Raw genomic sequence first — 23,420 nt, forward strand, 5'->3', positions numbered from 1 at the left:
GCCGTATAGAGTAACGTTTGTGGCCACGGAAAACCCGCAGTCTGTGTATTTTGCCTGGTTTGCCGGTCGGTTATGGCCATCTCGCCGCGCAGCCTGGAACCGAACTTGTGGCCAATGCGCCACTCCAACAGGGATAACGCACACACCTGGAAGTGGACATGTCTGCCTCGCTCACCTATTACGTTGCCGCCAGCCTGGACGGTTATATCGCGCGTCCGGACGGCAGCATCGACTGGCTCAAACAAATCGAATCATCCGCTGACGACCACGGCTACCGCGGCTTTTACGACAGCATCGACGGCTTGTTGATGGGCCGCGGCACCTACGAAACGGTGCTGGCCTTCGGGGGCGCCTGGCCTTACCCCAACAAGCCCTGCACGGTACTGACCCGCGCCGACCTGGAGCGCGCGGCGCCTGAGGTGAATATCAGCCACAGCCCCCCTGCCGAGGCCATTACCGAACTGGCTGCCGCCGGCTGCAAACGCATCTGGCTGGTGGGCGGCGGCTCGCTGGCCGCCACCTGCTTTACCGCCGGGCTGCTCGATGAACTGGTGGTCAGCCTGGTTCCGTACCTGCTGGGCGCGGGCGTCCCCCTGTTCTCCACGGGCCTGGAACGTAGCCTCACGTTGCATGAGCAGCGCAGCTTCAGCACCGGGGTCGTGCAATTGCACTACCACGTGCAGCCGGAGGGCGAACACGCATGAACGTGCTCCAGATCGCCGCGGCCTGCCTGATAGACCAAGACGGCCGGCTGCTGCTGGTGCGCAAGCGCGGCACCACGGCCTTTATGCTGCCGGGCGGCAAACGCGAACATGGCGAGTCGGCCCTGAAGGCCGTGCAACGGGAGTTATGGGAGGAATTGCAGCTGCAACTGGATGATGCCGATTTAACGCCGCTGGGCCGCTTTCACGCCGCGGCGGCCAATGAGGCGGATACCTGGGTCGATGCGCAAGTCTTCATCGCCAAACTGTCGCATGAGGTGCAAGCCGCCGCCGAACTGGAGGAGCTGGCCTGGCTGGAGCGTGACCAACCCTACCCCGCGCACCTTGCCCCGCTGCTGCGCGACCATGTGCTGCCGGCCTTACAGCCCTTGGCGCGCCTGCTTTCGCAGGACATGCACACTGTCCCAACCAGTCAATAGAATCGCCAGCCAGATCGGTGCATAGGTCCAGAACTGGGCCGGGTCGAAGGCTTCGCCGAGAAACAGCACCGCCACGGCAAACAGCAACACCGGCTCGACGTAACTGAGAATGCCGAACACCCCCAACGGCAATAGCCGGCTGGCGGCCATCATGGCGGCAAACGCCAAGGTGCCGAGCAAGCCAATGCCGGGGAGCAACCACCAGAGTTGCGGGTTGAGCTGGAACAGATCCGCCGGGCCCTGGCTGACGATCAGCCACAGCGCCAAGGGTGCCAGCATCAGCATCTCCAGGATGAACCCGGACAACGCGTCCAGCCGCATCCAGCGGCGCAACATGAAATACGGCGGATAACCGAGCGCGGCGAGCAACGTCACCCACGAGAACGCCCGCGTCAGCCACAGTTCGTGAACCACCCCCAGCAACGCGCACGCCACCGCAATACCTTGCAGCGGGCTCAGGCGCTCGCCATAAAACAGACGCCCGGCCAGCACCATCACCAACGGCAAGAGGAAGTAGCCGAGCGACACCTCCAGCATCCGCCCCACCAGAGGCGCCCACAGGAACAAGCCCCACTGCAGGCCGATCAACACCGCCGCCACAGGCAAGGCGGCCACCAGCAAGGGTTCCTTACGCAAGCGCTGGAACACCGCCGCCAGCACCGCCCACTGGCGCGCCACCGCCACCAGCAGCAATACGGCAGGAATCGACCAGAGCACGCGCTGAGCGAACACCTGGATGCCATCCAACGGCGCCAGTTCGCGCACATAGCCCGGCATCAAGGCGAACAACAGCGAGGCGATCAGCGACAAGGCCACGCCGCGACCGGACAACCTCATGGTCGCCACCCCGGCATTAACCTGGAAAACCCCAACGGCAACATGGCAAGCCTCGCAAAACAGCCGGCGACCTTAACCCGACGAGGGTTTGGATAGCCAGGCGCTGCAATGGATTATGAGCAACGCGCGCCGCTAGCGCTGGCGCCAAACCATAACCCGCATAAAAAAACCCGGACGACCAAGGGGAATGGTCGACCGGGTCGATACGCCCAGGAGCAACGGGCGTGAAGAGGGAGCGGATGCAGCGTTTAAAGCACCATGGTTTGAGTCGTCAGCGCTGGTTTGCCAGCCACCTGAAGCCAGTGGCGGCGCAGACGATCAAGCCACTTGCGCGATTTGAGCCTTGGCCTGGTTCAGACCTTTTTCCAGAAATTCGCCGCCGAGGTTGAGACCTTCAGCATGGATAAAGCTGACGTCGTGAATCCCGATGAAGCCCAGCGCCTGGCGCAGGTAGGGTTCCTGGTGATCCATGCTGCTGCCGGCGTAAATGCCGCCGCGCGCGGTCAACACATAGGCACGCTTGCCGGTGAGCAGGCCTTGCGGGCCGGTGTCGGTGTATTTGAAAGTGACCCCGGCACGCAGCACATGGTCCAGCCAGGACTTCAAGGTGCTGGGAATGGCGAAGTTGTACATGGGTGCCGCCAGTACCAGCACATCGGCCGCCAGCAGTTCGTCGGTCAGGGTGTTGGAGCGTACCAGCGCGGCTTTTTCCGCGTCGGTCTGCTGCTCGGCCGGCGTCATCCAGCCACCCAGCAGGTTGGTATCCAGGTGCGGCACCTGCTCCACGGCGAGGTCACGAACGCTGACCTGATCGGCCGGATGGGCTGCTTGCCACTGCGTGATGAATTGCGCGGTGAGCTCACGGGAAACCGAGCCTTGTTGGCGGGCACTGCTTTCAATTACCAGAACGCGGGACATAGGACTGACTCCATCGAGGGGTGGTTATGCGTCGATGGAGTGAGAGTAAGGCGGTAGATACTGATAAAAAAGCGCAAAAAACCGCTGCAAAGCATCTATAAAATTGATTTATAGCCTGCCGAGCACTAGGCTGCGCTCAGTCGCTATGCTGGGTTACTGAGGCTTACAGGTCACGCTGATGCGCAATTTGATCACCTGATTGGTGAACTTGGCCGTCAGCAGTGCATCTTGCCCGGCAGCGAGTTTTACCTTGCGCGTGCGTGGTGCTTCGGGACCATTGCGAAATACCGCACTGCACTCCGCCGCCGCCTTGCCGTAGTTGAAGAGCTGGACGGCGCCCATGTTGAAGTCGACCTCCTGGGTCGAAGCCGACACTTCGGCACCGTTAAGTTTCTTTTCCAGTTCGATCGGGAAGGCAAACGCGTGCAACGGCAACAATGCGACAGCGATACACAATAGCTTTTTCATCAGGCGGTCTCCGACAGGGAGCACAGCTTAGGACAAGAGGAGGCGAGGATGAAAGCGCCCCGCGTTACCCTGGATCAATGGCGAACCCTGCAAGCGGTGGTCGACCACGGCGGCTTCGCCCAGGCGGCCGAAGCGCTGCACCGCTCGCAATCATCGGTGAGCTACACCGTGGCGCGGATGCAGGAGCAGCTCGGCGTGCCACTGCTGCGCATCGATGGCCGCAAAGCCGTGCTGACCGAGGCCGGTGGCGTGCTGCTGCGCCGCTCGCGGCAACTGGTCAAGCAAGCCAGCCAACTGGAAGACCTGGCGCACCACATGGAACAGGGCTGGGAGGCCGAAGTCCGCGTGGTGGTCGATGCCGCCTACCCGAATGCCCGCCTGGTGCGCGCACTCACCGCCTTTATGCCGCAAAGCCGTGGCTGCCGGGTGCGCCTGCGCGAAGAGGTGCTTTCCGGCGTCGAGGAAGTACTCAAGGACGGCATCGCCGACCTGGCCATCAGCGGCTTCAACATTCCCGGCTATCTGGGGGCGGAGATGAATTCGATCGAGTTCGTCGCGGTTGCCCACCCGGAGCACCCGCTGCACCGCCTGCAACGCGAGATCAACTTTCAGGACCTGGAATCCCAGCTACAGGTGGTGATTCGCGACTCCGGCCGACAGCAACCGCGCGACGTCGGCTGGCTCGGTGCAGAACAACGCTGGACCGTCGGCAGCCTGGCCACCGCCGCCACCTTCGTCAGCAGCGGCCTGGGCTTCGCCTGGCTGCCACGCCACCTGATCGAGCGCGAACTGCGTGAGGGCGTACTCAAAGCCTTGCCGCTGGACCAGGGCGGTACACGCAACCCGACCTTCTATCTGTATACGAACAAAGACAAACCCCTGGGCCCGGCCACGCAGATCCTGGTCGAACTGATCAAGAACTTCGACGCGGCGCCACTGGATGTAGCCTTCGCCGCGCCGCAAGCCAACAACTGAACACCGGCGGCCCGGCCTTAGCCAAGGGTGGGCCCGAACCGGTTTATTGCATCGAGTCCCTCAACCTGGAGTGAGCATGTCCTACTTCGATAACGATGGTTGCCAGCTGCATTATGAGGAGTACGGCCATGGCGCCCCGCTGCTGCTGGTGCATGGCCTGGGTTCCAGTACCCTGGACTGGGAATACCAGATCCCATCGCTCAGCGCCCGCTACCGGGTGATCGCCGTCGACGTGCGCGGCCACGGCCGCTCGGCCAAGCCGCGGGAAGCCTATAGCATTGCCGGCTTCGCCGAAGACATAGCCGCCCTGATCGAACACCTCAAGCTGCCCCCGCTGCACCTGGTCGGCATCTCCATGGGCGGGATGATCGGCTTTCAGTTGGGCGTCGATTACCCGCACTTGCTGAAAAGCCTGACCATCGTCAACAGCGGCCCCGAGGTGAAGGCCAAAAGCCCGCGCGACCTGCTGACGATTGCCCAACGCTGGACGTTGTCGCGCCTGCTGAGCCTGGAAACCATCGGCAAAAGCCTGGGCAAGCTGCTGTTCCCCAAGCCGGAGCAAGTCGAGCTGCGCTTGAAGATCGAACGCCGCTGGCCACAGAATGACAAACGCGCCTATCTCGCCAGCCTCGACGCCATCATCGGCTGGGGCGTGCGGGAACGACTGGCGCGCATCACCTGTCCTACCCTGGTGGTCAGTGCCGACCACGATTACACCCCGGTGGCGCTGAAACGGGCCTATGTGCAAGAGTTGCCCGACGCGCGCCTGGTAGTGATCGACGACTCGCGCCACGCCACACCAATGGATCAACCCGAACGCTTCAATTCCACCCTGCTCGACTTCCTCGCCGAAGTCGAACGACGTACCGTCCACTTCGATAACAAGGCCCACTGAAAATGCTGAAGAAACTTGCCCTCGTCGCCTGCTCCCTGTTGTTCGCCGGCAGCCTGTTCGCCGCCGAAAAGCCCCATGTCCTGCTGACCACCAGCCTGGGTGAGATCGAAATCGAACTGGAAGCCGACAAAGCGCCGATCAGCGTGCAGAACTTCCTCGCCTATGTGGACAGTGGCTTCTATGCCAACACCGTGTTCCATCGCGTCATCCCTGGTTTCATGGTGCAAGGCGGCGGCTTCGATGCCGACATGCAGCAGCGCAATACCCAGGCGCCGATCAAGAACGAAGCCAACAACGGCCTGCACAACGTGCGTGGCACCCTGGCCATGGCCCGTACCCAGGTCGTCGACTCGGCCACCAGCCAGTTCTTTATCAACCAGAAGGACAACGCCTTCCTCGACAACGGCTCGCGCGACTTCGGGTATGCGGTGTTCGCCAAGGTGGTGCGCGGCATGGACGTGGTCGACCAGATCGCCCAGGTGCCGACGGGCAACATCGCCGGCTTCCAGAACGTGCCGCGCACACCGGTGCTGATTCTGTCCGCCAAACGCCTGTAATCTGCACACAGCGCGGCACGGGATTGCCGCCGCCAGGCGCCGCGCGCCTGGCTCACTGAACCAGGAGAGCCCGCCCGGCGGGCGTGAAGCTAAATGTTCTATCGCCGTTTCGAACAGCTGATCGAGGTCTTCCGCCCCAGCCCCGCCGAGGCGCCACCGACCAATGTCTGGTCGTTCTACCTGCACTTCCTGCGGCAGGTGTGGCCGAGCTTCGCTGCGCTGCTGGCGGTCGGGCTGATCGTGGCGCTGATCGAAGTGGCGCTGTTCAGCTTCCTCGGCCGCATCGTCGATCTGGCCCAGAGCACGCCGCACCGCGAGTTCTTCAGCCGGCACGGCAGCGAACTGCTGTGGATGGCTGCCGTCGCACTGATCCTGCGCCCCCTCTTCAACGGCTTGCATGACCTGCTGGTGCACCAGACGATCAACCCCAGCCTGACCAACCTGATCCGCTGGCAGAACCACAGCTATGTGCTGAAACAAAGCCTCGGCTTCTTCCAGAACGACTTCGCCGGACGTATCGCGCAACGCATCATGCAGACCGGCAACGCCTTGCGCGACTCGGCGGTGCAGGCGGTGGACGCGCTCTGGCATGTGCTGATCTACGCGATCAGCGCCCTGGTGCTGTTCGCCGAAGCCGACTGGCGGCTGATGCTGCCGCTGCTGCTATGGATAGTCGGCTACCTCCTCGCGCTCGGCTACTTCGTGCCGCGGGTCAAGCAACGCTCGGTGGTGGCCTCCGAATCCCGCTCGAAACTGATGGGGCGGATCGTCGACGGCTACACCAACATCGCCACCCTCAAGCTGTTCGCCCATACCCACCACGAGCAGGGCTACGCCCGCGAAGCGCTGCAGGAACAAAACGAAAAAACCCAACTGGCCGGCCGCGTGGTCACCGCCATGGATGTGCTGATCACCAGCATGAACGGCGTACTGATCGCCAGCACCACCGGCCTCGCCCTCTGGCTGTGGAGCCAGGAGCTGATCTCGGTGGGCGCCATCGCCCTGGCGACCGGGCTGGTGATCCGCATCAACAACATGTCCGGCTGGATCATGTGGGTGGTCAACGGCATCTTCGAGAACATCGGCACCGTACAGGACGGCATGCGCACCATCGCCCAACCCCGTGCCGTGACCGACCTGGAGAACGCGCCGACACTCGACGTGCAACGTGGCGAAGTGCGCCTGGAGCAGGTGCATTTTCACTACGGCAAAGGCAGCGGGGTGATCGGCGGGTTGAACCTGACGATCAAGGCCGGCGAGAAGATCGGCCTGATCGGCCCGTCCGGCGCCGGCAAGTCGACCCTGGTCAACCTGCTGCTGCGCCTCTATGACCTGGAAAGCGGGCGCATCCTGATCGACGGCCAGAATATCGCCGAGGTCGCCCAGGAAAGCCTGCGCGAGCAGATCGGCATGGTCACCCAGGACACTTCGCTGCTGCATCGCTCGATCCGCGACAACCTGTTGTACGGCAAACCCGCCGCCAGCGATGCGCAACTCTGGGAAGCCGCACGCAAGGCCCGCGCCGACGAATTCATTCCACTGCTCTCGGATGCCCAGGGCCGCACCGGCTTTGACGCCCATGTTGGCGAGCGCGGCGTGAAGCTCTCCGGCGGTCAGCGCCAACGCATCGCCATCGCCCGCGTACTGCTCAAGGATGCGCCGATCCTGATCCTCGACGAAGCCACCTCGGCGCTGGATTCCGAGGTCGAAGCGGCGATCCAGGAAAGCCTCGACACCCTGATGCAGGGCAAGACCGTGATCGCCATCGCCCACCGCCTGTCGACCATCGCGCGGATGGATCGCCTGGTGGTATTGGACAAAGGCCAGATCGCCGAGAGCGGCACCCATGCCGAGCTGATCGCCCACGGCGGCCTGTATGCACGTCTGTGGCAACACCAGACCGGTGGGTTTGTCGGCATCGATTAATCCGCAGGCGCGGGCCATGCCCGCGAACAATACGGGTATCCGCGCCATCTATTCGTGGCACACAGGACAGAAGAACATCAAGGCAGACGCTCATGGAAGAGCAGTACAGCTATCGCGGGCATGGCCCGCTCCTACACAAAAACCTGGACACGCCGCCCTGCGCAAAGGTCGAGTTTCCCTGGGCAATACGGCTTACCTGATCACTGCAACAACCCAAAACCGCGAACCGTTCTTCACCCACTTCCAAGCTGCCTGCCGGGCCGCGCGCTGTTTCGAAGAACCTGTCCTGCTCAGCAGCAGTCATATGCTTGCCTGGGTGCTGATGCCAGATCATGTGCACTGGCTGCTTGAGCTTGGCGAGACAGACCGGCTCAGCGATGTGACGGGGCGACTCAAGTCCGCCAGCTCCCGTTGCGCCAATCGCCTCTTGAACCGACAGGGCGCTCTCTGGTCGAGCGCCTTTCATGATCACGCATTGCGCAAAGAAGAAGACCTGCAAGCCATCGCCCGCTATATCTTGACCAACCCGCTACGAGCCGGGTTGGCCACGCGAGTGGGTGATTATCCGTTCTGGAATGCTGTCTGGCTTTGATTGATCGCGGCCATGGGCCGCTCCTACAAACGCCGCGCTATCTGCTAAACCTTGCGTAGGAGCGAGCCATGCCCGCGAAAGGGATTCAGACCTGCCGATAGGGCAACAAATCTAGCGGTTGCTCAGCGCCCGACTTGTTCCTGCTCAAGAAAATTTGCTACCGCACGGTTTCGCGGCCATGGGCCGCTCCTACAAACGCCGCGCTATCTGCCAAACCTTGCGTAGGAGCGAGCCATGCCCGCGAAAAGACGCGTCAACCCTGCCGATACGGCAATGCCGCCCTGGCATCTTCCGCGTAAGCCCGCACCCCGACGCGCTCCTGCTGGAGAAAATCCGCCACTGCCGCGCGCAACCCTGGGTGTGTGAGGTAATGCCAGGAGCGTGTGAGCACCGGTTCGAACCCGCGAATCAGCTTGTGTTCGCCCTGGGCGCCAGCGTCGAAGCGCTGCACACCCTGGCTGATCGCGTAGTCCATGCCCTGGTAGAAACAGGTCTCGAAATGCAGCCGGTCGAACTCTGCCAGACACCCCCAGTAACGCCCGTACAGGCAATCGCCGGCGAGCAGGCTGAAAGCCATCGCCACCGGGCGTGAACCCTGGCGCGCCAGGACCACCCGTATCGCCCCCGGCATCCGCTCGGCCAGCAAGCTGAAGAAGCTGCGCGTCAGGTACGGCATCTGCCCGCGTATGGCGTAGGTATTGGCGTAGCAGGCGTAGATGAAATCCCACTCGGCCTCGCTCAGTTCATGGCCCAAGCGCCAGTCGAAGTCGATGCCCTGCCCCGCCACTTGTTCGCGTTCCTTGCGGATTTGCTTGCGCTTGCGCGAGGCCAGTGCCTCGAGGAAATCCTGGAAATCCCGGTAGCCCTGGTTGCGCCAGTGGTACTGACAACCCAGGCGTTCCAGCCAACCTTCGCGGCCGCTCAACAGTGCATCCGCCAGCTCATCGGTGAAGTTGATATGCAGGCTGGACAGACCCTGCGCCGGTAGATCCTGGCTGAGTTGCTCGAGCAGTTGGCCTGCCGCTTCGGGATAGCCCAGCAAACGCGGACCACTGACCGGCGAAAACGGCACGCCAGACAAAAGCTTCGGGTAATAGTCGATGCCGGCGCGCTCGCAGGCATCCGCCCAGCCATGGTCGAACACGTACTCGCCATAGGAGTGGGTTTTGACATAGGCCGGCAAGGCGGCCAGCAACTGCCCCTGGGTATCGACCAACAGGCGATGGGACGGCATCCAGCCGCTGCGCCCGCCGACGCTGCCGCTGTCTTCCAGCGCCGAGAGAAAAGCATGACTGAGGAACGGCTGCGCACTCGGCACCAGGGCGTCCCAGGCAGTGGCATCCAAATCGGCAAGGCGGTGCAGGATCAAATTCGGCATGGGCGCAGTCTGGCCTGTCATGCCGGCAAAAAAAAGCCCCGCACGAGGCGGGGCTGAGTAGGAGCATGAATCGATGTAAGTGAAGCTTAGAACACGTACTGGGCGCGGACTACGAAGCCATCACCGTCGTCATCGCCAGCTTGGTTGGTGATGTTGTCGGTCTTGGCCTTGGTGTACATGCCGCTGATCTTGACCGCTTCGTTGGCGTACCAGTTGACACCCAGGTTGTGCACCTTGGCTTCGGTGTCATCTGCTTTACGCAAGAAAGTACCGGTGGTGCTGGTCACAGCAACATCGTTGTCGACCGAGAGGCTGTCATAGCGGTAGTAAACTTCCCACGCGCCGATTTGCTTGTTGGCCGGCTTGATGGCGTCGAACTTGCCCATCTTGTAGCCACGCGCTTCACCGGTAAGGGTGTAAGCCAGTTGGGCGTAGAAGCCATCGCCTTCCAGATCCGACTGAACACCGGCGGATTCGGTCTCACGCTTGAAGTATTCGCCCTGCACAGACAGCGGACCCATGGCCCAGGCTGCTTCCAGACCGAATGCGCGGTCATTGTCCCAGAACTGGGTAGCGGAGTTGGTGCCGCCGAAAACAGCGCGGTTGCCCAGGTTGCCGGCGGAGTTACCACCGTTGGTATCGACGCCACGCATGCCCAGACGCGAACGGTAACGCACGTCGGCAGCCGCTACGTCCTCCAGGTCACGCTGGGCGAAGTTGGCACCGAAGTGCAGCACTTTGCCGGCTTCGGCCATCGGTGCGAATACGCCACGGGCGTTGAACTGCTTGACGCTGTCGCCTTCGTCGTCGTTGGCGTCTTTGCTCGATACGCTGGAAGAAACGTAAGCGTAGTTGCTGATCAGCGCCTGCACTTGCAGACCCAGACCGTCCTGGTGAGTGTTGACCCAGTCGATCATCTCGTTCGGAGCGCTGCGCTCAAGCGCGGTTACCCACTTGGAGCTGGTGGCTTTTTCCAGGCCGAAATCCGGGTCGAAACGACCGGCGCGCAGGGTGATCGGGGCGAAGCCGGTGTAGCTGAAGGAAGCCTCGTCGAAGTTGCCGCTGGCAGGAGCGCCGCTGCCATTACCGGAGTTTTCCGAGAAGTCATACGCTACGGAATAAGCCCAGTCGCTGTAGGCGATACCGGAGAGTTCGAGGTAGGCACGACGGAAATAAGCGGCATCGCCAGTGTCACCGTTGCGGGTGTAGAAACCATCGAAGCGACCGTAGTCAGCCTGCAGACGGCCACCCAGCTTGAAGCTGAAGGATTTGTCAGTGGTGGCCACTTCCAGGCCGCCCTTGGTTTTAACAATGATGTCAGCGCCGTCAGTTGTTACGGTACCGGCGAAAGCCTGGGCGGAAATGGCCAGGGCCAGGGCGCTGGCGGCAAAACCGGCGAAGTGCTTACGGATCATCGAGAATTCCCCATTTGGTCTTAAAAATACACCCGAGTAGCGGGCTCGTTTGTGTTGGGGGGAATCTTGGCGAGGAGGTATTTCAGTGCCGTTGCTTTTATATAAATGTTTTATGACAAAGGAACTTTTTTACTCCGAATAGGAATATGCAAGGAGAGGCTCTAGGACGGGCGACCCAGGCTTTTTTCCACGCTCTACGACAGTTGCAAGGCCGACAGAAAACGCCGCGTCACTGTCACAAACAGTGCGACGAGCGTGTCGCGCCAGCGGTATCGACGTGCAAAACAGGGGCAGTTTGGACACGGCGCCTGCAGCGATGCAGGTTTGCATCACCGAGAACATTAAATCTATTTATTCGATCAAAAAGACGGAATATTTGCGCTTTTTTAAATGATTTAACTGATCGATCATCTCGCCATCACCAGCGGCTTCCCAGCGCCTGATACTCGAGAGCACGCATTTCGAGCAGGCCAAACGAGCGCCACCTGGATACCAACGGAGGACACCGAGCATGATCGAACTACGACCCTTTGAGCAGTTGGGTGGCGCTAATCACGGCTGGCTCAATGCCCGTCACCACTTCTCGTTCGCCGAGTACCACAATCCCAAGCGCATGAACTGGGGTCAGTTGCGGGTCTGGAACGACGATGAAATCGCCCCGCAAACCGGCTTCCCACGCCATCCGCACCGGGATATGGAAATCATCACCTATGTCCGCGAAGGGGCCATTACCCACCAGGACAACCTTGGCAACGAAGGCCGCACCGAAGCCGGCGATGTGCAGGTGATGAGTGCCGGCACCGGCATCGCCCACAGCGAATACAACATGGAGTCGGAAACCACCAAGATCTTCCAGATCTGGATTCAGCCGACCGAGTTCAACCTGCCGCCGTCCTGGGGCGCCAAGCCCTTCCCCAAAGGCGAGCGTGCCGGGGCCTTCGTCACCCTGGCCAGTGGCGACAAAGCCGACAGCGAAGCCCTGCCCATTCGTGCCGACGCACGCTTGAGCGCGGCCACGCTGAAAGCCGGCCAGCAAACCGAGTATCGCCTGGGCGACAAGCGCAAGGCTTACCTGGTGGCCGCCAGCGGCCTGATCACCGTCAATGGTGTGCAGGCCAAGGCTCGGGATGGCATCGCCGTCAGCCATGAAGAGGTGTTGCACTTCAGCGCCCTCGAAGACAGCGAAATCATCCTCGTGGATGTGGCCTGAAAACCGCGCCGGGTGGGCAGCTTTTATAGTGCCCAGCCGGCGTTTTCGTTGCGCAGCCGGTAGCTACCCCCATGCTTGACGTTCGCAAGGCCGGCGAGAGAGGCGCGTCCCATCTCGGCTGGTTGAGATCACGCCACAGTTTTTCCTTCGGCAGTTACCACAACCCGGATGAGCTGGGCTTTTCTGACCTGCACGTGATCAACGATGATCGTATCGCGCCGGGTCGCGGTTTCGGCCAGCACACGCACCGCGACATGGAGATCATTACCTATGTGCTGGAAGGCGCCGTGGCCCACAAGGACTCGCTCGGCAACGGCTCGCTGATCAAGCCCGGCGACGTGCAAATCATGAGCGCCGGCGCAGGCGTCAGCCATAGCGAATACAACCACTCCAAAACCAGGCCACTGCATCTGTTGCAAATCTGGCTGCTGCCGAAAACCAAGCGGCTGCCACCGCGCTACCAGCAACACTACTTTGCCCCGCAGCAGCGGCGCGGACGATTGCGCTTGCTGATTTCCGCCAATGGCCAGGACGGCTCGCTCCGCATCCAGCAGGACGCACGCCTCTATGCCGGCCTGTTCGACGGCCGGGAGACGGCAACCCTGCCACTGGGCGCCAACCGCTGCGCCTATGTCCACATCGTGCGTGGAAAGATCCGCGTCAACGGCGTCGCGCTGAACGAAGGCGACGCGCTCGGCGTGCAGCATGAACCGATGCTGAACTTCGAGGCGGGCGTCGATGCAGAGGTGCTGGTCTTCGACCTGCGAGCACGCCGGCGTTAAGGCACTCGCACCGCCCTATCCAGCACCCAGCCAATAACCACGCACCTGCGAAGAGGGGCGTATCGATGGGCCAAAAACACCGCCGCGGACATTCGCCGCTTACACCAGCGTCAGTTTGACGTCGATATTGCCACGCGTGGCGTTCGAGTAAGGGCAGACGATATGCGCCTTGGCGATCAGGTCTTCAGCGACTTGGCGATCGGCCAGGGGCAAGGTGATCTTCAGTTCGGCTTCGATAGCAAAGCCAGTCGGGACCGCGCCGATCCCGATCACACCCTCGATCCAGGTGTCCTCCGGCAGCGTCACCTTCTCGCGTGCGGCCACGAACTTCAGCGCCCCCAGGAAGCAGGCCGAATAGCCGGCCGCAAACAGCTGCTCCGGATTGCTCCCCACACCGCCCGCACCGCCCAGCTCACGCGGCGTGGTCAGGCTGACATCCAGCACGCCATCGGAAGACACGGCGCGACCATCGCGGCCGCCCGTGGCTTCAGCGTAAGCACGATACAGAACTTTCTCGATCGACATGGCTCGTCTCCTTTCTGATTGCGGCCATCGCCTGAGGGCGTCCTGCACCCGGGCACTCTCACAACGCAACCGCGCTACGTGGACTGGACAAGACTAGCTGATTATTTTTTGTCCACTGCCAATGGCCGCGCACCCAGCGCCGATCGGTCATAAGTGCGGCTCAGGGACGCTCGCCGCTGTGCCGGTCATGTCAACGCGGCCCCACACACGCTAGGCTAGTGACCTACTACAGCCCACCGGTGCCCACCATGACCCATGAACAGTCGGATACACCGCCCAGCGTCGAGCCGCTGAACACTGTCGAAGGCCGCATTCTCGGCTGCCTGATCGAGAAACAGGCCACCACGCCGGAAACCTACCCGCTGACCCTCAACGCACTGGTCATCGCCAGCAACCAGAAAACCAGCCGTGAACCGGTGATGAACCTCAGCGCCGGCCAAATCGGCCAGGGCCTGCGCAGCCTGGAAGCGCGCGGCCTGGCACGACTGGTCATGGGCAGTCGTGCCGATCGCTGGGAACAGCGCGCCGACAAGACCCTGGAGCTGGTTCCGGCCCAGGTGATCTTGGTCGGCCTGCTGCTGTTGCGCGGCCCGCAAACCGTCAACGAGCTGCTCACCCGCAGCAACCGCATGCACGATTTCGAGGATGCGCAACAGCTGCAGCATCAGCTCGAGCGCTTGCAGAGCCGCGGCCTGGCCCGCCAACTGCCGCGCCAGTCCGGCCAACGCGAAGATCGCTATATGCACCTGCTGGGCGACCCGGCGGAACTGGAGAACGCCATAGCCAGCCGTCACGTCAGCGTCGATAGAGCCGAAAGCGCGATGCCGTCCGACACCCGCCTGGAAGAACTTGAGGCCCGCGTGGCCGCTTTGGAAGAGCGCCTGGCCAGGCTGGAGTAAGCCAAGCCGCGCTTGCTCAGTAGCGGCCCGCAGCCGCGAAAATGCGAGGAATGACGGCTTTTTCAAGCGCAAACGTGTCGGGCGCCCAAGGGTCGCGAGGTCCGTTGCCATACCGGCAGGCCTGACATCCTTTCGCGGGCATGGCCCGCTCCGACCGGAAGGTGGCAATGAGCGGCTTGTGTAGGAGCGGCCCATGGCCGCGAAGCCAGACGCTGGCGGGTTTATCGCGAATCGCAAGACCGCGTGAAAACGACCGGCTCAGCGGGTTTTGCTGTACTCGGCCAAGCGCGCCGCCAAGGCTTCCAGGTCAGGAATCGCCGCATCCGGCAGCTTGCGCAGCACCCCTTGGGTCAGACGCATCTGGCGGATAAAGCGCCGGCATTTCCAGCAGATCGCCAGATGCGAGCGTACCGCTATGCGCTTGCGCAAGCTCAGTTGTCCATCGAGATAATCACTGGAATTGGTCACCAGTTCCTTACAACTCAGCACTGACCGGTCTCCTCAAAATGTTCCAGGGTGGCGAACACCTTCAGCCGTGCCCGGTGCAGCAATACCCGGACATTGGAGAGCGAGAGCTCCAAAAGATTACAGATCTCTTCCAACTCAAGCCCCTGGCGCTCGCGCAGCAACAGCACGCTGCCTTGCAATTCAGAAAGGCTGGCCAGGGTCTTTTCCAGGCATTCGCGCAGCTCGTCCTCGGTCAGCAAGGCTTCCGGCGAGTCCTGGTGCCAGGCATGGGGCGCCACCAGCCAATGGCCGTCCTCGACAAAGCGCGAGTCGTCGATGCTGCCGTGGGGCGACGGCAGGTCATCCATCAACACCTCGCGGCGATTGTGCTTGAGCCGGCTTTTGGCGGTATTGGCGGTGATGGTCAGCAGCCAGGTCTTCAGGCTGGAGCGGCCCTGGAAGCCGTTCAGACTACGGACGACGGCGAGCCAGGCGTCCTGCACCACCTCATCGGCGTTGCGGCTGCCGACTATCGCATAGGCCACCGCCCGCATCGCGCCCTGGTAGGTCGTGACCAACTGGTGGAAAGCCAACTGCTCGCCGGCCAACAGGCGCGGCAGCAGATCGGCGTCGAGCGGCGGGCTCATCAGTGCTTACGAAGAATCACGCTGCCGATCGAATAGCCGGCGCCGAAGGAGCTGAGCACGCCCAGGGCCCCACTCGGCAAGTCATCCTGATGTTTGTGGAAGGCGATGACCGAACCGGCCGAACTGGTGTTGGCGTAGGTATCGAGAATCACCGGCGCCTCGTCGGGCTGCGCGTCGCGACCGAGCAGCTTCTTGGTGATCAGCAGGTTCATGCTCAGGTTGGCCTGGTGCAGCCAGAAACGCTTCACATCGGAGATGTTGATGCCGTTTTCGGTCAGGTGCGTACCGACCAACTCGGCGACCATCGGGCAGACATCGCGGAACACCTTGCGGCCTTCCTGCACGAAGAGTTTATCCGGCGCACCGATACCCTCTTCCGCGGCGCGGTTGAGGAAGCCGAAGTTGTTGCGGATATTGTTGGAGAACTGCGTCAGCAACTTGGTGCTGAGCACATCGAACTGGTACGGGGAAGTGGCCAGTTCGGCGCGCTCGAGCAGTACCGCAGTGGCCGCGTCGCCAAAGATGAAGTGGCTGTCGCGGTCGCGGAAGTTCAAATGGCCGGTGCAGATTTCCGGGCTGACCACCAGGATCGAACGAGCCTGGCCCAACTGGATATTCTGGGTCGCGGCCTGGATGCCGAAAGTGGCGGACGAACAGGCCACATTCATGTCATAGGCAAAACCCTGAATGCCCAGCGCGGCCTGCACTTCGATAGCCACCGCCGGGTAGGCCCGCTGCAGGTTCGAGCAGGCGACGATCACACCATCGACATCCGCCGCGGTCTTGCCGGCGCGCTTCAATGCGTCTTCAGCCGCGCCAACCGCCATCTGGCAGAGCACGCCCCACTCGTCGTTGGAGCGCTCTGGAATACGTGGCGCCATGCGCTGCGGGTCAAGGATGCCGGCCTTGTCCATCACGAAGCGGCTCTTGATGCCCGAGGCCTTTTCGATAAAGGCGCTGCTGGACTCGTTCAACGGCTCCAGCTCACCGCGTTCGATGGCGGCGGCGTTGTCGGCGTTGAATTGCCGTACATAGGTATTGAAGGACTCAACCAGCTCATCGTTGGAGATGCTGTTTGCCGGGGTATACAGGCCGGTACCGCTGATGACGACGTTATACACGGTCGTTCCTCTTACAAGCTTATTGATCGGAATGGCGGCTATTGTGCCCGAAATCGGCAACAAATCCCCAGACTTACAGGCTGACGTTCGTCAGGGCATTATCGCCGGCTGCTTTGGCTGAACAGCCGTCGCGGCGAGTAAAACAGGGGAAACAGCAAGCTAGCCTGGACGCCCATTGCCGGAAAACCGCTTCGCGGATTTTCCAGCCTGCTACGCCAGAGCTTCAGGTGCTGCAGGGCGGACAACGCTTTACTTGTCCACTCGCTTTCATATCAGGTCGCACAAGGCTCAGAGGGCCGCTTAATAGAAGGCGAAAGGCGCAACTACCCGCCATAAAAAATCGTGACCTGCCTCAGCTTCCCCAGGCAGGCGGAGCGCGTAAAAGTGACAGCCATGCCTGCGCACAGCTGTCTATCCGGTCTTTACACCCAGGCCAATCAAAGCCCATGCGCCCGCCGAACCTAACCGCCCGCAGCGTAAAAAATATTTAACTACCGGATCTGTAAACCATCCTGAAAACCATTACAAATCATTCAATTGGATCATTTATACATCTATCTCCGGGCGCTTTTCAGTCGGAAACCTTTAACAAAACACGCTAATTTGTTTGACATATTTTACGGCTTTGGCAGACTGGCTTCATGCTCCCGGCTGCCGGGAGGCCCTTGCGAGCAGATTCAAGCGCCTGTCCAGCCCCTTGCGGGTGACACAGGAAACGCCCACGCGACAGCGGCTTCCCCCGTCCAGAGCCTGCAACAAACAGGAAGCGCCATGGCGACACCGGCTCTTCCTGCACAGCAATGGCAGGCGCCGGCCTGCCTCAAGGTGACATATGTCCAACAACAACACTGGTAACACCCAGAACACCAAACGTAAACCCGTCGTTCTTATGCCCATGGGGGCCCAGGAGCGCAAAGGTCATGACTATCAAGTGATGACCAAGAAGTACATGAGTCCTCTGGTCGAGATCTCTGGCTGCGTCCCCCTCCTGGTACCTACCTGCTTCGGTACTGAAGACCTCCAGCACTACCTGTCCATGGTCGATGGCATCTACCTCACCGGTGCCGGCAGCAACATCGACCCGGCTCTCTACGGTCAGGAGAACCTGACGCCGGATAAGTCCCAGGACAGGGACCGCGACCTGTTCGACCTACCGCTGATCCACGCTGCACTGGACATGGGCCTGCCCTTCTTCGGCATTTGCCGCGGCATGCAGGAACTGAACGTGGCGCTCGGTGGCGACATGCATCAGAAGCTGTACGAGACCCCCGGCCTCAACGACCACCGCGAAGACACCACAACCCCGGTGGACGAGCAGTACGCTGACATACACCCGGTGCGCCTGGTACCCAACACCTGGCTGGCCGAACTGATGCAGCAGGAAGAAATTCCAGTCAACTCGCTGCACGGCCAGGGCATCAAGACCCTGGGCAAGGGTCTGCAGGCACTGGCACACGCCGAGGACGGGCTGATAGAAGCCGTTCACATACCGGAACTGTCGCAATTCACCCTTGGCGTACAGTGGCACCCGGAATGGCTGGCCGCGCAAAACCCCCACTCCGTGCGCCTGTTCCAGGCCTTCGGCGAGGCCTGCCGTAACCGCGCCGAGCAGCACAGCCGCTAAGCCAGCCCTGGCTACGACCGGCGCCGGCCTCGCCCTTGAGGCGGCCTGCGCCGGTTCTCCGGATGTGGACAACGCTTTGCGTCCCCGCCCGCTTTTGATCGCTCCCAGGCTCCGCATGGGAATGCAGCCTTCGACGCTCCAGCGTCCACTCGCCAATTGCGACGCCCTGGAACGTTAGGCATTTACCAGCACCATAGCGATGCTTACTCCCACGCCGAAGCCTGGCAACGATCAGTGTCAGCGGCGAAAACCAGCCTACGCGCCAGCCTGCTTCGCAGCCGCCAGCCAGGCCGAATCCAGGCGCTGCTGATCCACCTCCAGCCCCTGCGCCTGCATACTCGCCTTGTGCTGGTCGATCTCCCGCACCATCTGGCTGAGGTCACTGGAATTACCGTCCAGCTGGTGCATCTGCGTCACCCCCAGGTGGTAGAAGCGCAGCAGCTTCATGGCCGTGGGATCGCCAGCCGCGACCCCGGCTTTGACCTGATGCATGACATTGGTCACGCGCATCAGGTTGCGCTTGAGTTGCCAGCCGTAGACCGCCGCCGCCATCGAGGGCAGCGACCACAGTTTGAGCCGCACCAGCGCGATGGTCAGCGCTAGCCCGAGCAACACGCCGGCCAGGTTCCAGCGGAAATTGTCGCCACCCGCCTCGCCGAACAACGTCACCGCCAGGCTGGCCAGCAGCATGGCCAGCGCCACAAAGATCGTCGCGATGACCAAGGTGATCCGCCGCGTTTGCTGCCGGTAATCTTCGGGATTGCACGCTTTGATTTCGAACATGACGGCTGCAGGGCTCCGGGATGGACTGCGTTGGGTGGTTGAGGCTACTGCAAGGAGGCCAGGCCCTCGTCCATCCGTGGACGAGAGCGAAGAGCATCAGGCTTCCACCGCACTCCACTGCTTGTTCAGGCGCTTGTCCGACACCGCCATCTTGGTGCCCAACTGCTGGGCGAACAGTGAGACGCGGTACTCTTCCAACATCCAGCGATAAAGCACCAGCTGCGGGTCGCGCTTGCCTTCTTGACTGTGTTTACTCAAGCGGGCCTGGTATTGCGCCCAGAGGCCGGCCAGCTCGCCGCTCCAGACCCGGTCCTTCTGCAACTGCGCGGAGAGTTTGTCGAAGCGTTGCTCGATGGCTTTCAGGTAGCGCGGCAGCTCCTTCAGCCATTCAGCCGGGGTTTCCCGGACGAAACCGGGGTAAACCAGATTGCCCAGTTGCTGCTTGATATCGTTGAGCGCCACGGCCTGGGCCAGGTCGATCTTGCCTTTGAAGCGTTTTTGCAGCGCGTGCCAGAGCTTGAGGATTTCCAGGGTCAGGCGCGCCAGGCGTTCGGCATGCTCGGTCCAGGCGCCGCGTTTTTTTTCCGCCAGCGCCAGCAGCCCGACGCCATCACGCGGCAGGTTGCTTTCACCTTCCAATACGCAGCTGTCGAGGCTGGCCAGCAGGATGTCTTCGACCAGCGCGTCGATACGGCCCAGGTCACGGTGCAGCAAGCCCAGATCGGTCAACCCCGGCAATTTGCCGCGCAGGAACTTGGCGGGCTCGTTCAGCTGTTGCAGCAGCAGCCGTTGCAATGCGCGGCGGTGTTGGTACTCGGCCTCGGCCTGGGTCGGGAAGCGCCCCTCCTTGACCGTGCCGCCCTCTTCCACCAATGCCGGATACACCGTCATCGACAGCCCGGCGATCTGCTGCTGGGTTTTTTCGGCGACGGCGGCGAACACCTTGGCCTCTACCGGGCGCTGTTCTTTGTGGCTTTGCGGGATCGCCAACGCGGCTTGGCTGGCCTCGGCGAAACGTGCGGTCAGCTCGGCCAGGTCGCGCCCTTCGCCGAGGAACTTACCCTGCGCGTCGACCACTTCCAGGTTCATCTTCAGGTGGCTTTCCAGTTGCACCGCGGCATCGACCCAGGCGTCTTCGCTGACGCGCACGCCAGTCATGCGCAGCAGTTCGCGCCCCAGCGCCTCTGGTAGCGAGCCTTCGGCGAAGCTGATGCGCTGCAGCGCGGCCTTGATGAAGTCCGGCACCGGCACGAAGTTCTTGCGCAGGGCTTTCGGCAACTCGCGAACCAGCGCGATGCATTTGGCTTCCAGCAGGCCCGGCACCAGCCACTCCAGGCGTTCGGGCGGGATCTGCGGCAGCAACGGCGCCGGCACCCGCAGGGTTACGCCGTCACGCGGGTGATTGGGCTCGAAGTGATAGGTGAGTGGCAGTTGCAGCTCGCCGAGGTGCAGTTTGTCCGGGTAGTGCGCAGCGGTGACTTCGCTGGCATCGCGGGCCAGCACATCTTCCTCGCGCATGATCAGCAATTGCGGGTTCTTCGCGCTCTCGGTCTTGTACCAACTCTCGAACGTCGCGGCCTGGTGAATCTCGGCCGGCAAGCGCGCCTCGTAGAAGGCGAACAGGGTTTCCTCGTCGGCGAGAATGTCGCGCCGGCGCGCCTTGGCTTCCAGTTCGTCGAGCAGTTCCAGCAGCTTTTTATTGGCGCTCAGGCACGTGGCGCGCGATTGAATCTCACCGCGCACCAACCCTTCGCGGATAAACAGCTCACGGGAAACCAGCGGATCAATCGGCCCGTAATGCACCGGCCGCCGACCGACCACGATCAACCCGTAAAGGGTGATCTGCTCGTAGGCGACCACCTGGCCGCGCTTCTTCTCCCAGTGCGGCTCGAAGTGGTTTTTCTTGATCAGGTGGCTGGCCAGCGGCTCGATCCAGTCCGGCTCGATTTTCGCCACCTGGCGGGCGAACAGCTTGGTGGTTTCCACCAGCTCCCCGGCCATCAACCATTGCGGGCGCTTCTTGCCCAGGCCGGAGGATGGATGCACCCAGAAGCGCCGCTGCCGTGCGCCGAGGTAATCGCCGTCTTCGGTTTTCTGCCCGATCTGGCTGAGCAGGCCGGAGAGCACCGCTTTGTGCAACTTGGGGAAATCCGCCGGCTGTGGGTTGAGGCTCAACTGCAAATCCTTGCAGATCAAACTCAGTTGCCGATGGGAGTCGCGCCACTCACGCAGGCGAAGGTAGTTGAGGAAGTTTTTCCGGCACCAACTGCGCAGCGCGCTGGAACCCAGCGCCAGGCGTTGCTCTTCGAAACCGCGCCAGAGATTGACCAGCCCGGCGAAGTCAGAATCGGCGTCCTTCCATTGCGCATGGGCCTGGTCGGCAGCCTGTTGGCGCTCCGGCGGCCGCTCGCGTGGGTCCTGCACGGACAGCGCACTGGTAACGATCAACACTTCCTGCAAACTGCCCTGCTTGGCCGCTTCCAGCAGCATGCGACCCAGCCGGGGATCGACTGGCAAGCGCGCCAGTTGCCGACCCAATGGCGTCAACTGGCCTTCGCGGTTGACCGCCGACAGCTCCTGCAACAGATTGAAGCCATCGCTGATGGCCTTGCCATCCGGCGGCTCGATAAAGGGGAAGGCGTCGATCTCGCCAAGGCGCAGATGCAGCATCTGCAGGATGACCGCCGCGAGGTTGGTGCGCAGAATCTCCGGGTCGGTAAAAGCCGGCCGGGCATTGAAATCCTCTTCGCTGTACAGGCGCACGCAGAGCCCCGGCTCGACCCGCCCGCAACGGCCCTTGCGCTGATTGGCGCTGGCCTGGGACACGGCCTCGACCGGCAAGCGCTGGACCTTGGCGCGGTAGCTGTAGCGGCTGATCCGCGCCGTGCCGCTGTCGATCACATAACGAATACCCGGCACGGTCAGCGAGGTTTCCGCCACGTTGGTGGCCAATACCACGCGCCGACCCGGGTGCGATTGGAAAATCCGCTGCTGCTCGGCCGGCGACAGGCGCGCATACAACGGCAGGATTTCGGTGTGTTTGAGCTGGGCTTTGCGCAGCATTTCCGCCGCGTCGCGGATCTCCCGCTCGCCGGGCAGGAACACCAGCACATCGCCGGGGCTCTTGCCTTCGCTGCGCTCCATGGTCGCCAGCTCATCCAGGGTGGCGAGAATCGCCTGATCGACCGACAGATCGTCCTCGACGCGGTTGCCCTCTTCGTCCTGCTCGGCCGTCAGCGGGCGGTACCAGGTGTCGACTGGGAAGGTGCGACCGGAGACTTCGACAATCGGCGCATTGTGGAAATGCTCGGAGAAGCGCGCCAGGTCGATGGTCGCCGAGGTGATGATGACCTTCAGGTCGGGGCGACGCGGCAGCAGGGTTTTCAGGTAGCCGAGCAGGAAGTCGATGTTCAGGCTGCGTTCGTGGGCTTCGTCGACAATGAGGGTGTCGTACTTTTCCAGGTAACGGTCGTGCTGGGTTTCCGCCAGTAGAATGCCATCGGTCATCAGCTTGATCAGAGTGCCCGCGGCGCTCTGATCCTCGAAGCGCACCTGATAGCCGACCAGGCTGCCCAGTGGCGTCGCCAGCTCTTCGGCCACCCGTGTGGCCACGCTGCGGGCGGCAATCCGACGTGGCTGGGTGTGGCCGATCAGCCCGTGCTGGCCGCGGCCCAGCTCCAGGCAGATCTTCGGCAACTGGGTGGTTTTGCCCGAGCCGGTCTCCCCGGCGATGATCAGCACCTGATGCTTGAGCAGCGCCGCTTTGATCTCGTCACGCTTGGCGGCAATCGGCAGGCTGTCGTCATAACGAATCGCCGGCACGCTCAGGCACCGCGCCTCGACCTTGGCGCAGGACTGCTGAACCCGCTCGGCCCACGAAGCCAACTTGCCCGCGTCCGGCTCCGCCTGCTTGCGCAGCTCATGCAACTGGCGGCGCAGACGATGACGGTCGGCCAACATGGCCTGGTCGAGGGTTTTCAGCAAGGAGTCAAACGTGGGAATCGGGTCGGTCATCAGGCAGCCGTGGACGGTTTCGTAAAGGCCACGATTGTCGCAGATTTAGCCGAAAGGTGGCCAAACCTAGGCACCCAGCCAACTCTCTGGCGTACTGCCCTGCGCGACCGTCCACTGCCCGGCGGCGACAGCGGGTTGTCGTCCCAGGCGGACCTCAGGGTGACGCGCGCACCGGACTCGTACAGCTCACGCCGCGGCAGCATCTGGTGGGCGCGCTGGCCGATCATCGGCACATTGTTCTTGAAGAAGGACGGAGTGAGCCGCCC

General features: G+C 62.2%; 22 protein-coding genes. 11 read left to right on the forward strand and 11 right to left on the reverse strand.

Annotation, left to right across the window (positions count from 1 at the left end; genetic code table 11):
* Positions 1-158 precede the first annotated feature (158 nt).
* Entirely contained in the window at positions 159-704 is a 546-nt protein-coding gene (locus AC3IYG_RS16365; RefSeq protein WP_489310144.1) for a dihydrofolate reductase family protein, read from the forward strand.
* Entirely contained in the window at positions 701-1,141 is a 441-nt protein-coding gene (locus AC3IYG_RS16370) for an NUDIX hydrolase (protein ID WP_489310146.1), read from the forward strand. The genes AC3IYG_RS16365 and AC3IYG_RS16370 overlap by 4 nt, the downstream gene beginning before the upstream one ends.
* Here the strand turns inward: AC3IYG_RS16370 and rarD are convergent.
* From rarD to AC3IYG_RS16385, 3 genes are all read right to left on the reverse strand, one after another.
* Complete coding sequence (gene rarD / locus AC3IYG_RS16375; RefSeq protein WP_489310148.1) at positions 1,082-1,978, reverse strand: EamA family transporter RarD; 897 nt, start codon at positions 1,976-1,978, stop codon at positions 1,082-1,084. The genes AC3IYG_RS16370 and rarD overlap by 60 nt on opposite strands.
* Before the next feature lie 318 nt (positions 1,979-2,296).
* Entirely contained in the window at positions 2,297-2,896 is a 600-nt protein-coding gene (locus AC3IYG_RS16380; RefSeq protein ID WP_489310150.1) for an FMN-dependent NADH-azoreductase, read from the reverse strand.
* A gap of 153 nt (positions 2,897-3,049) precedes the next feature.
* The gene (locus AC3IYG_RS16385; protein WP_489310152.1) at positions 3,050-3,364 is read right to left on the reverse strand and encodes a 3-phosphoglycerate kinase; all 315 of its coding nucleotides are present in this window, start codon (positions 3,362-3,364) and stop codon (positions 3,050-3,052) included.
* 48 nt (positions 3,365-3,412) lie between these two features.
* On the opposite strand from AC3IYG_RS16385, the gene AC3IYG_RS16390 reads away from it, so the two are divergent.
* The 5 genes from AC3IYG_RS16390 (at position 3,413) to AC3IYG_RS16410 (ending at position 8,309) form a co-directional block, all read left to right on the forward strand.
* Positions 3,413-4,339 (forward strand): PA3225 family LysR-type transcriptional regulator, encoded by a 927-nt coding sequence (locus AC3IYG_RS16390; RefSeq protein WP_489310154.1) that lies wholly within the window; start codon positions 3,413-3,415, stop codon positions 4,337-4,339.
* A 76-nt stretch (positions 4,340-4,415) separates the two neighbouring features.
* Positions 4,416-5,234: an alpha/beta fold hydrolase gene (locus tag AC3IYG_RS16395; RefSeq protein WP_489310156.1), complete on the forward strand. Its 819-nt coding sequence runs from the start codon at positions 4,416-4,418 to the stop codon at positions 5,232-5,234.
* Positions 5,235-5,236: 2 nt separating this feature from the next.
* Complete coding sequence (locus AC3IYG_RS16400; RefSeq protein WP_489310158.1) at positions 5,237-5,791, forward strand: peptidylprolyl isomerase; 555 nt, start codon at positions 5,237-5,239, stop codon at positions 5,789-5,791.
* A gap of 93 nt (positions 5,792-5,884) precedes the next feature.
* The gene (locus AC3IYG_RS16405) at positions 5,885-7,717 is read left to right on the forward strand and encodes an ABC transporter ATP-binding protein (protein WP_489310160.1); all 1,833 of its coding nucleotides are present in this window, start codon (positions 5,885-5,887) and stop codon (positions 7,715-7,717) included.
* Between the two features lie 16 nt (positions 7,718-7,733).
* Positions 7,734-8,309, forward strand: a complete 576-nt coding sequence (locus tag AC3IYG_RS16410; protein ID WP_489310162.1) for an REP-associated tyrosine transposase — start codon at positions 7,734-7,736, stop codon at positions 8,307-8,309.
* Between the two features lie 253 nt (positions 8,310-8,562).
* Here AC3IYG_RS16410 and AC3IYG_RS16415 read toward each other — a convergent pair whose 3' ends face one another.
* Both AC3IYG_RS16415 and AC3IYG_RS16420 read right to left on the reverse strand, forming a co-directional pair.
* The gene (locus tag AC3IYG_RS16415) at positions 8,563-9,687 is read right to left on the reverse strand and encodes a GNAT family N-acetyltransferase (RefSeq protein WP_489310164.1); all 1,125 of its coding nucleotides are present in this window, start codon (positions 9,685-9,687) and stop codon (positions 8,563-8,565) included.
* Positions 9,688-9,773: 86 nt separating this feature from the next.
* Positions 9,774-11,102, reverse strand: coding sequence for an OprO/OprP family phosphate-selective porin (locus tag AC3IYG_RS16420; protein ID WP_489310166.1), 1,329 nt, complete (start codon positions 11,100-11,102; stop codon positions 9,774-9,776).
* Between the two features lie 511 nt (positions 11,103-11,613).
* On the opposite strand from AC3IYG_RS16420, the gene AC3IYG_RS16425 reads away from it, so the two are divergent.
* A complete protein-coding gene (locus tag AC3IYG_RS16425) occupies positions 11,614-12,312 on the forward strand; it encodes a pirin family protein (RefSeq protein WP_489310168.1) in 699 nt (232 codons plus the stop codon).
* 71 nt (positions 12,313-12,383) lie between these two features.
* On the forward strand, positions 12,384-13,094 hold the full coding sequence (locus tag AC3IYG_RS16430) for a pirin family protein (RefSeq protein WP_489310170.1): 711 nt from the start codon (positions 12,384-12,386) through the stop codon (positions 13,092-13,094).
* A gap of 99 nt (positions 13,095-13,193) precedes the next feature.
* On the opposite strand, the gene AC3IYG_RS16435 is transcribed toward AC3IYG_RS16430, so the two are convergent.
* Positions 13,194-13,619 (reverse strand): organic hydroperoxide resistance protein, encoded by a 426-nt coding sequence (locus AC3IYG_RS16435; RefSeq protein WP_489310171.1) that lies wholly within the window; start codon positions 13,617-13,619, stop codon positions 13,194-13,196.
* 248 nt (positions 13,620-13,867) lie between these two features.
* On the opposite strand from AC3IYG_RS16435, the gene AC3IYG_RS16440 reads away from it, so the two are divergent.
* Complete coding sequence (locus AC3IYG_RS16440) at positions 13,868-14,518, forward strand: YceH family protein (protein ID WP_489310173.1); 651 nt, start codon at positions 13,868-13,870, stop codon at positions 14,516-14,518.
* Between the two features lie 258 nt (positions 14,519-14,776).
* Here AC3IYG_RS16440 and AC3IYG_RS16445 read toward each other — a convergent pair whose 3' ends face one another.
* From AC3IYG_RS16445 to AC3IYG_RS16455, 3 genes are read right to left on the reverse strand one after another with little or no spacing between them, the layout of a single operon-like run.
* A complete protein-coding gene (locus AC3IYG_RS16445) occupies positions 14,777-15,007 on the reverse strand; it encodes an anti-sigma factor family protein (RefSeq protein WP_489310175.1) in 231 nt (76 codons plus the stop codon).
* Positions 15,001-15,612, reverse strand: coding sequence for an RNA polymerase sigma factor (locus tag AC3IYG_RS16450; protein ID WP_489310177.1), 612 nt, complete (start codon positions 15,610-15,612; stop codon positions 15,001-15,003). The genes AC3IYG_RS16445 and AC3IYG_RS16450 overlap by 7 nt, the downstream gene beginning before the upstream one ends.
* The gene (locus AC3IYG_RS16455) at positions 15,612-16,733 is read right to left on the reverse strand and encodes a beta-ketoacyl-ACP synthase III (RefSeq protein ID WP_489310179.1); all 1,122 of its coding nucleotides are present in this window, start codon (positions 16,731-16,733) and stop codon (positions 15,612-15,614) included. Before AC3IYG_RS16455 ends, AC3IYG_RS16450 begins: the two co-directional genes overlap by 1 nt.
* Positions 16,734-17,565: 832 nt before the next feature.
* Between AC3IYG_RS16455 and AC3IYG_RS16460 the strand changes: the two genes are divergently transcribed.
* Entirely contained in the window at positions 17,566-18,357 is a 792-nt protein-coding gene (locus AC3IYG_RS16460) for a gamma-glutamyl-gamma-aminobutyrate hydrolase family protein (protein ID WP_489310181.1), read from the forward strand.
* Positions 18,358-18,612: 255 nt separating this feature from the next.
* Here AC3IYG_RS16460 and AC3IYG_RS16465 read toward each other — a convergent pair whose 3' ends face one another.
* Together AC3IYG_RS16465 and hrpA are read right to left on the reverse strand one after the other, a co-directional pair.
* A complete protein-coding gene (locus AC3IYG_RS16465) occupies positions 18,613-19,140 on the reverse strand; it encodes a DUF3087 family protein (RefSeq protein ID WP_489310183.1) in 528 nt (175 codons plus the stop codon).
* A gap of 96 nt (positions 19,141-19,236) precedes the next feature.
* Positions 19,237-23,154 (reverse strand): ATP-dependent RNA helicase HrpA, encoded by a 3,918-nt coding sequence (hrpA, locus tag AC3IYG_RS16470; RefSeq protein WP_489310185.1) that lies wholly within the window; start codon positions 23,152-23,154, stop codon positions 19,237-19,239.
* Between the last annotated feature and the right edge of the window lie 266 nt (positions 23,155-23,420).

It is taken from the genome of Pseudomonas sp. KH_027, assembly GCF_057838565.1.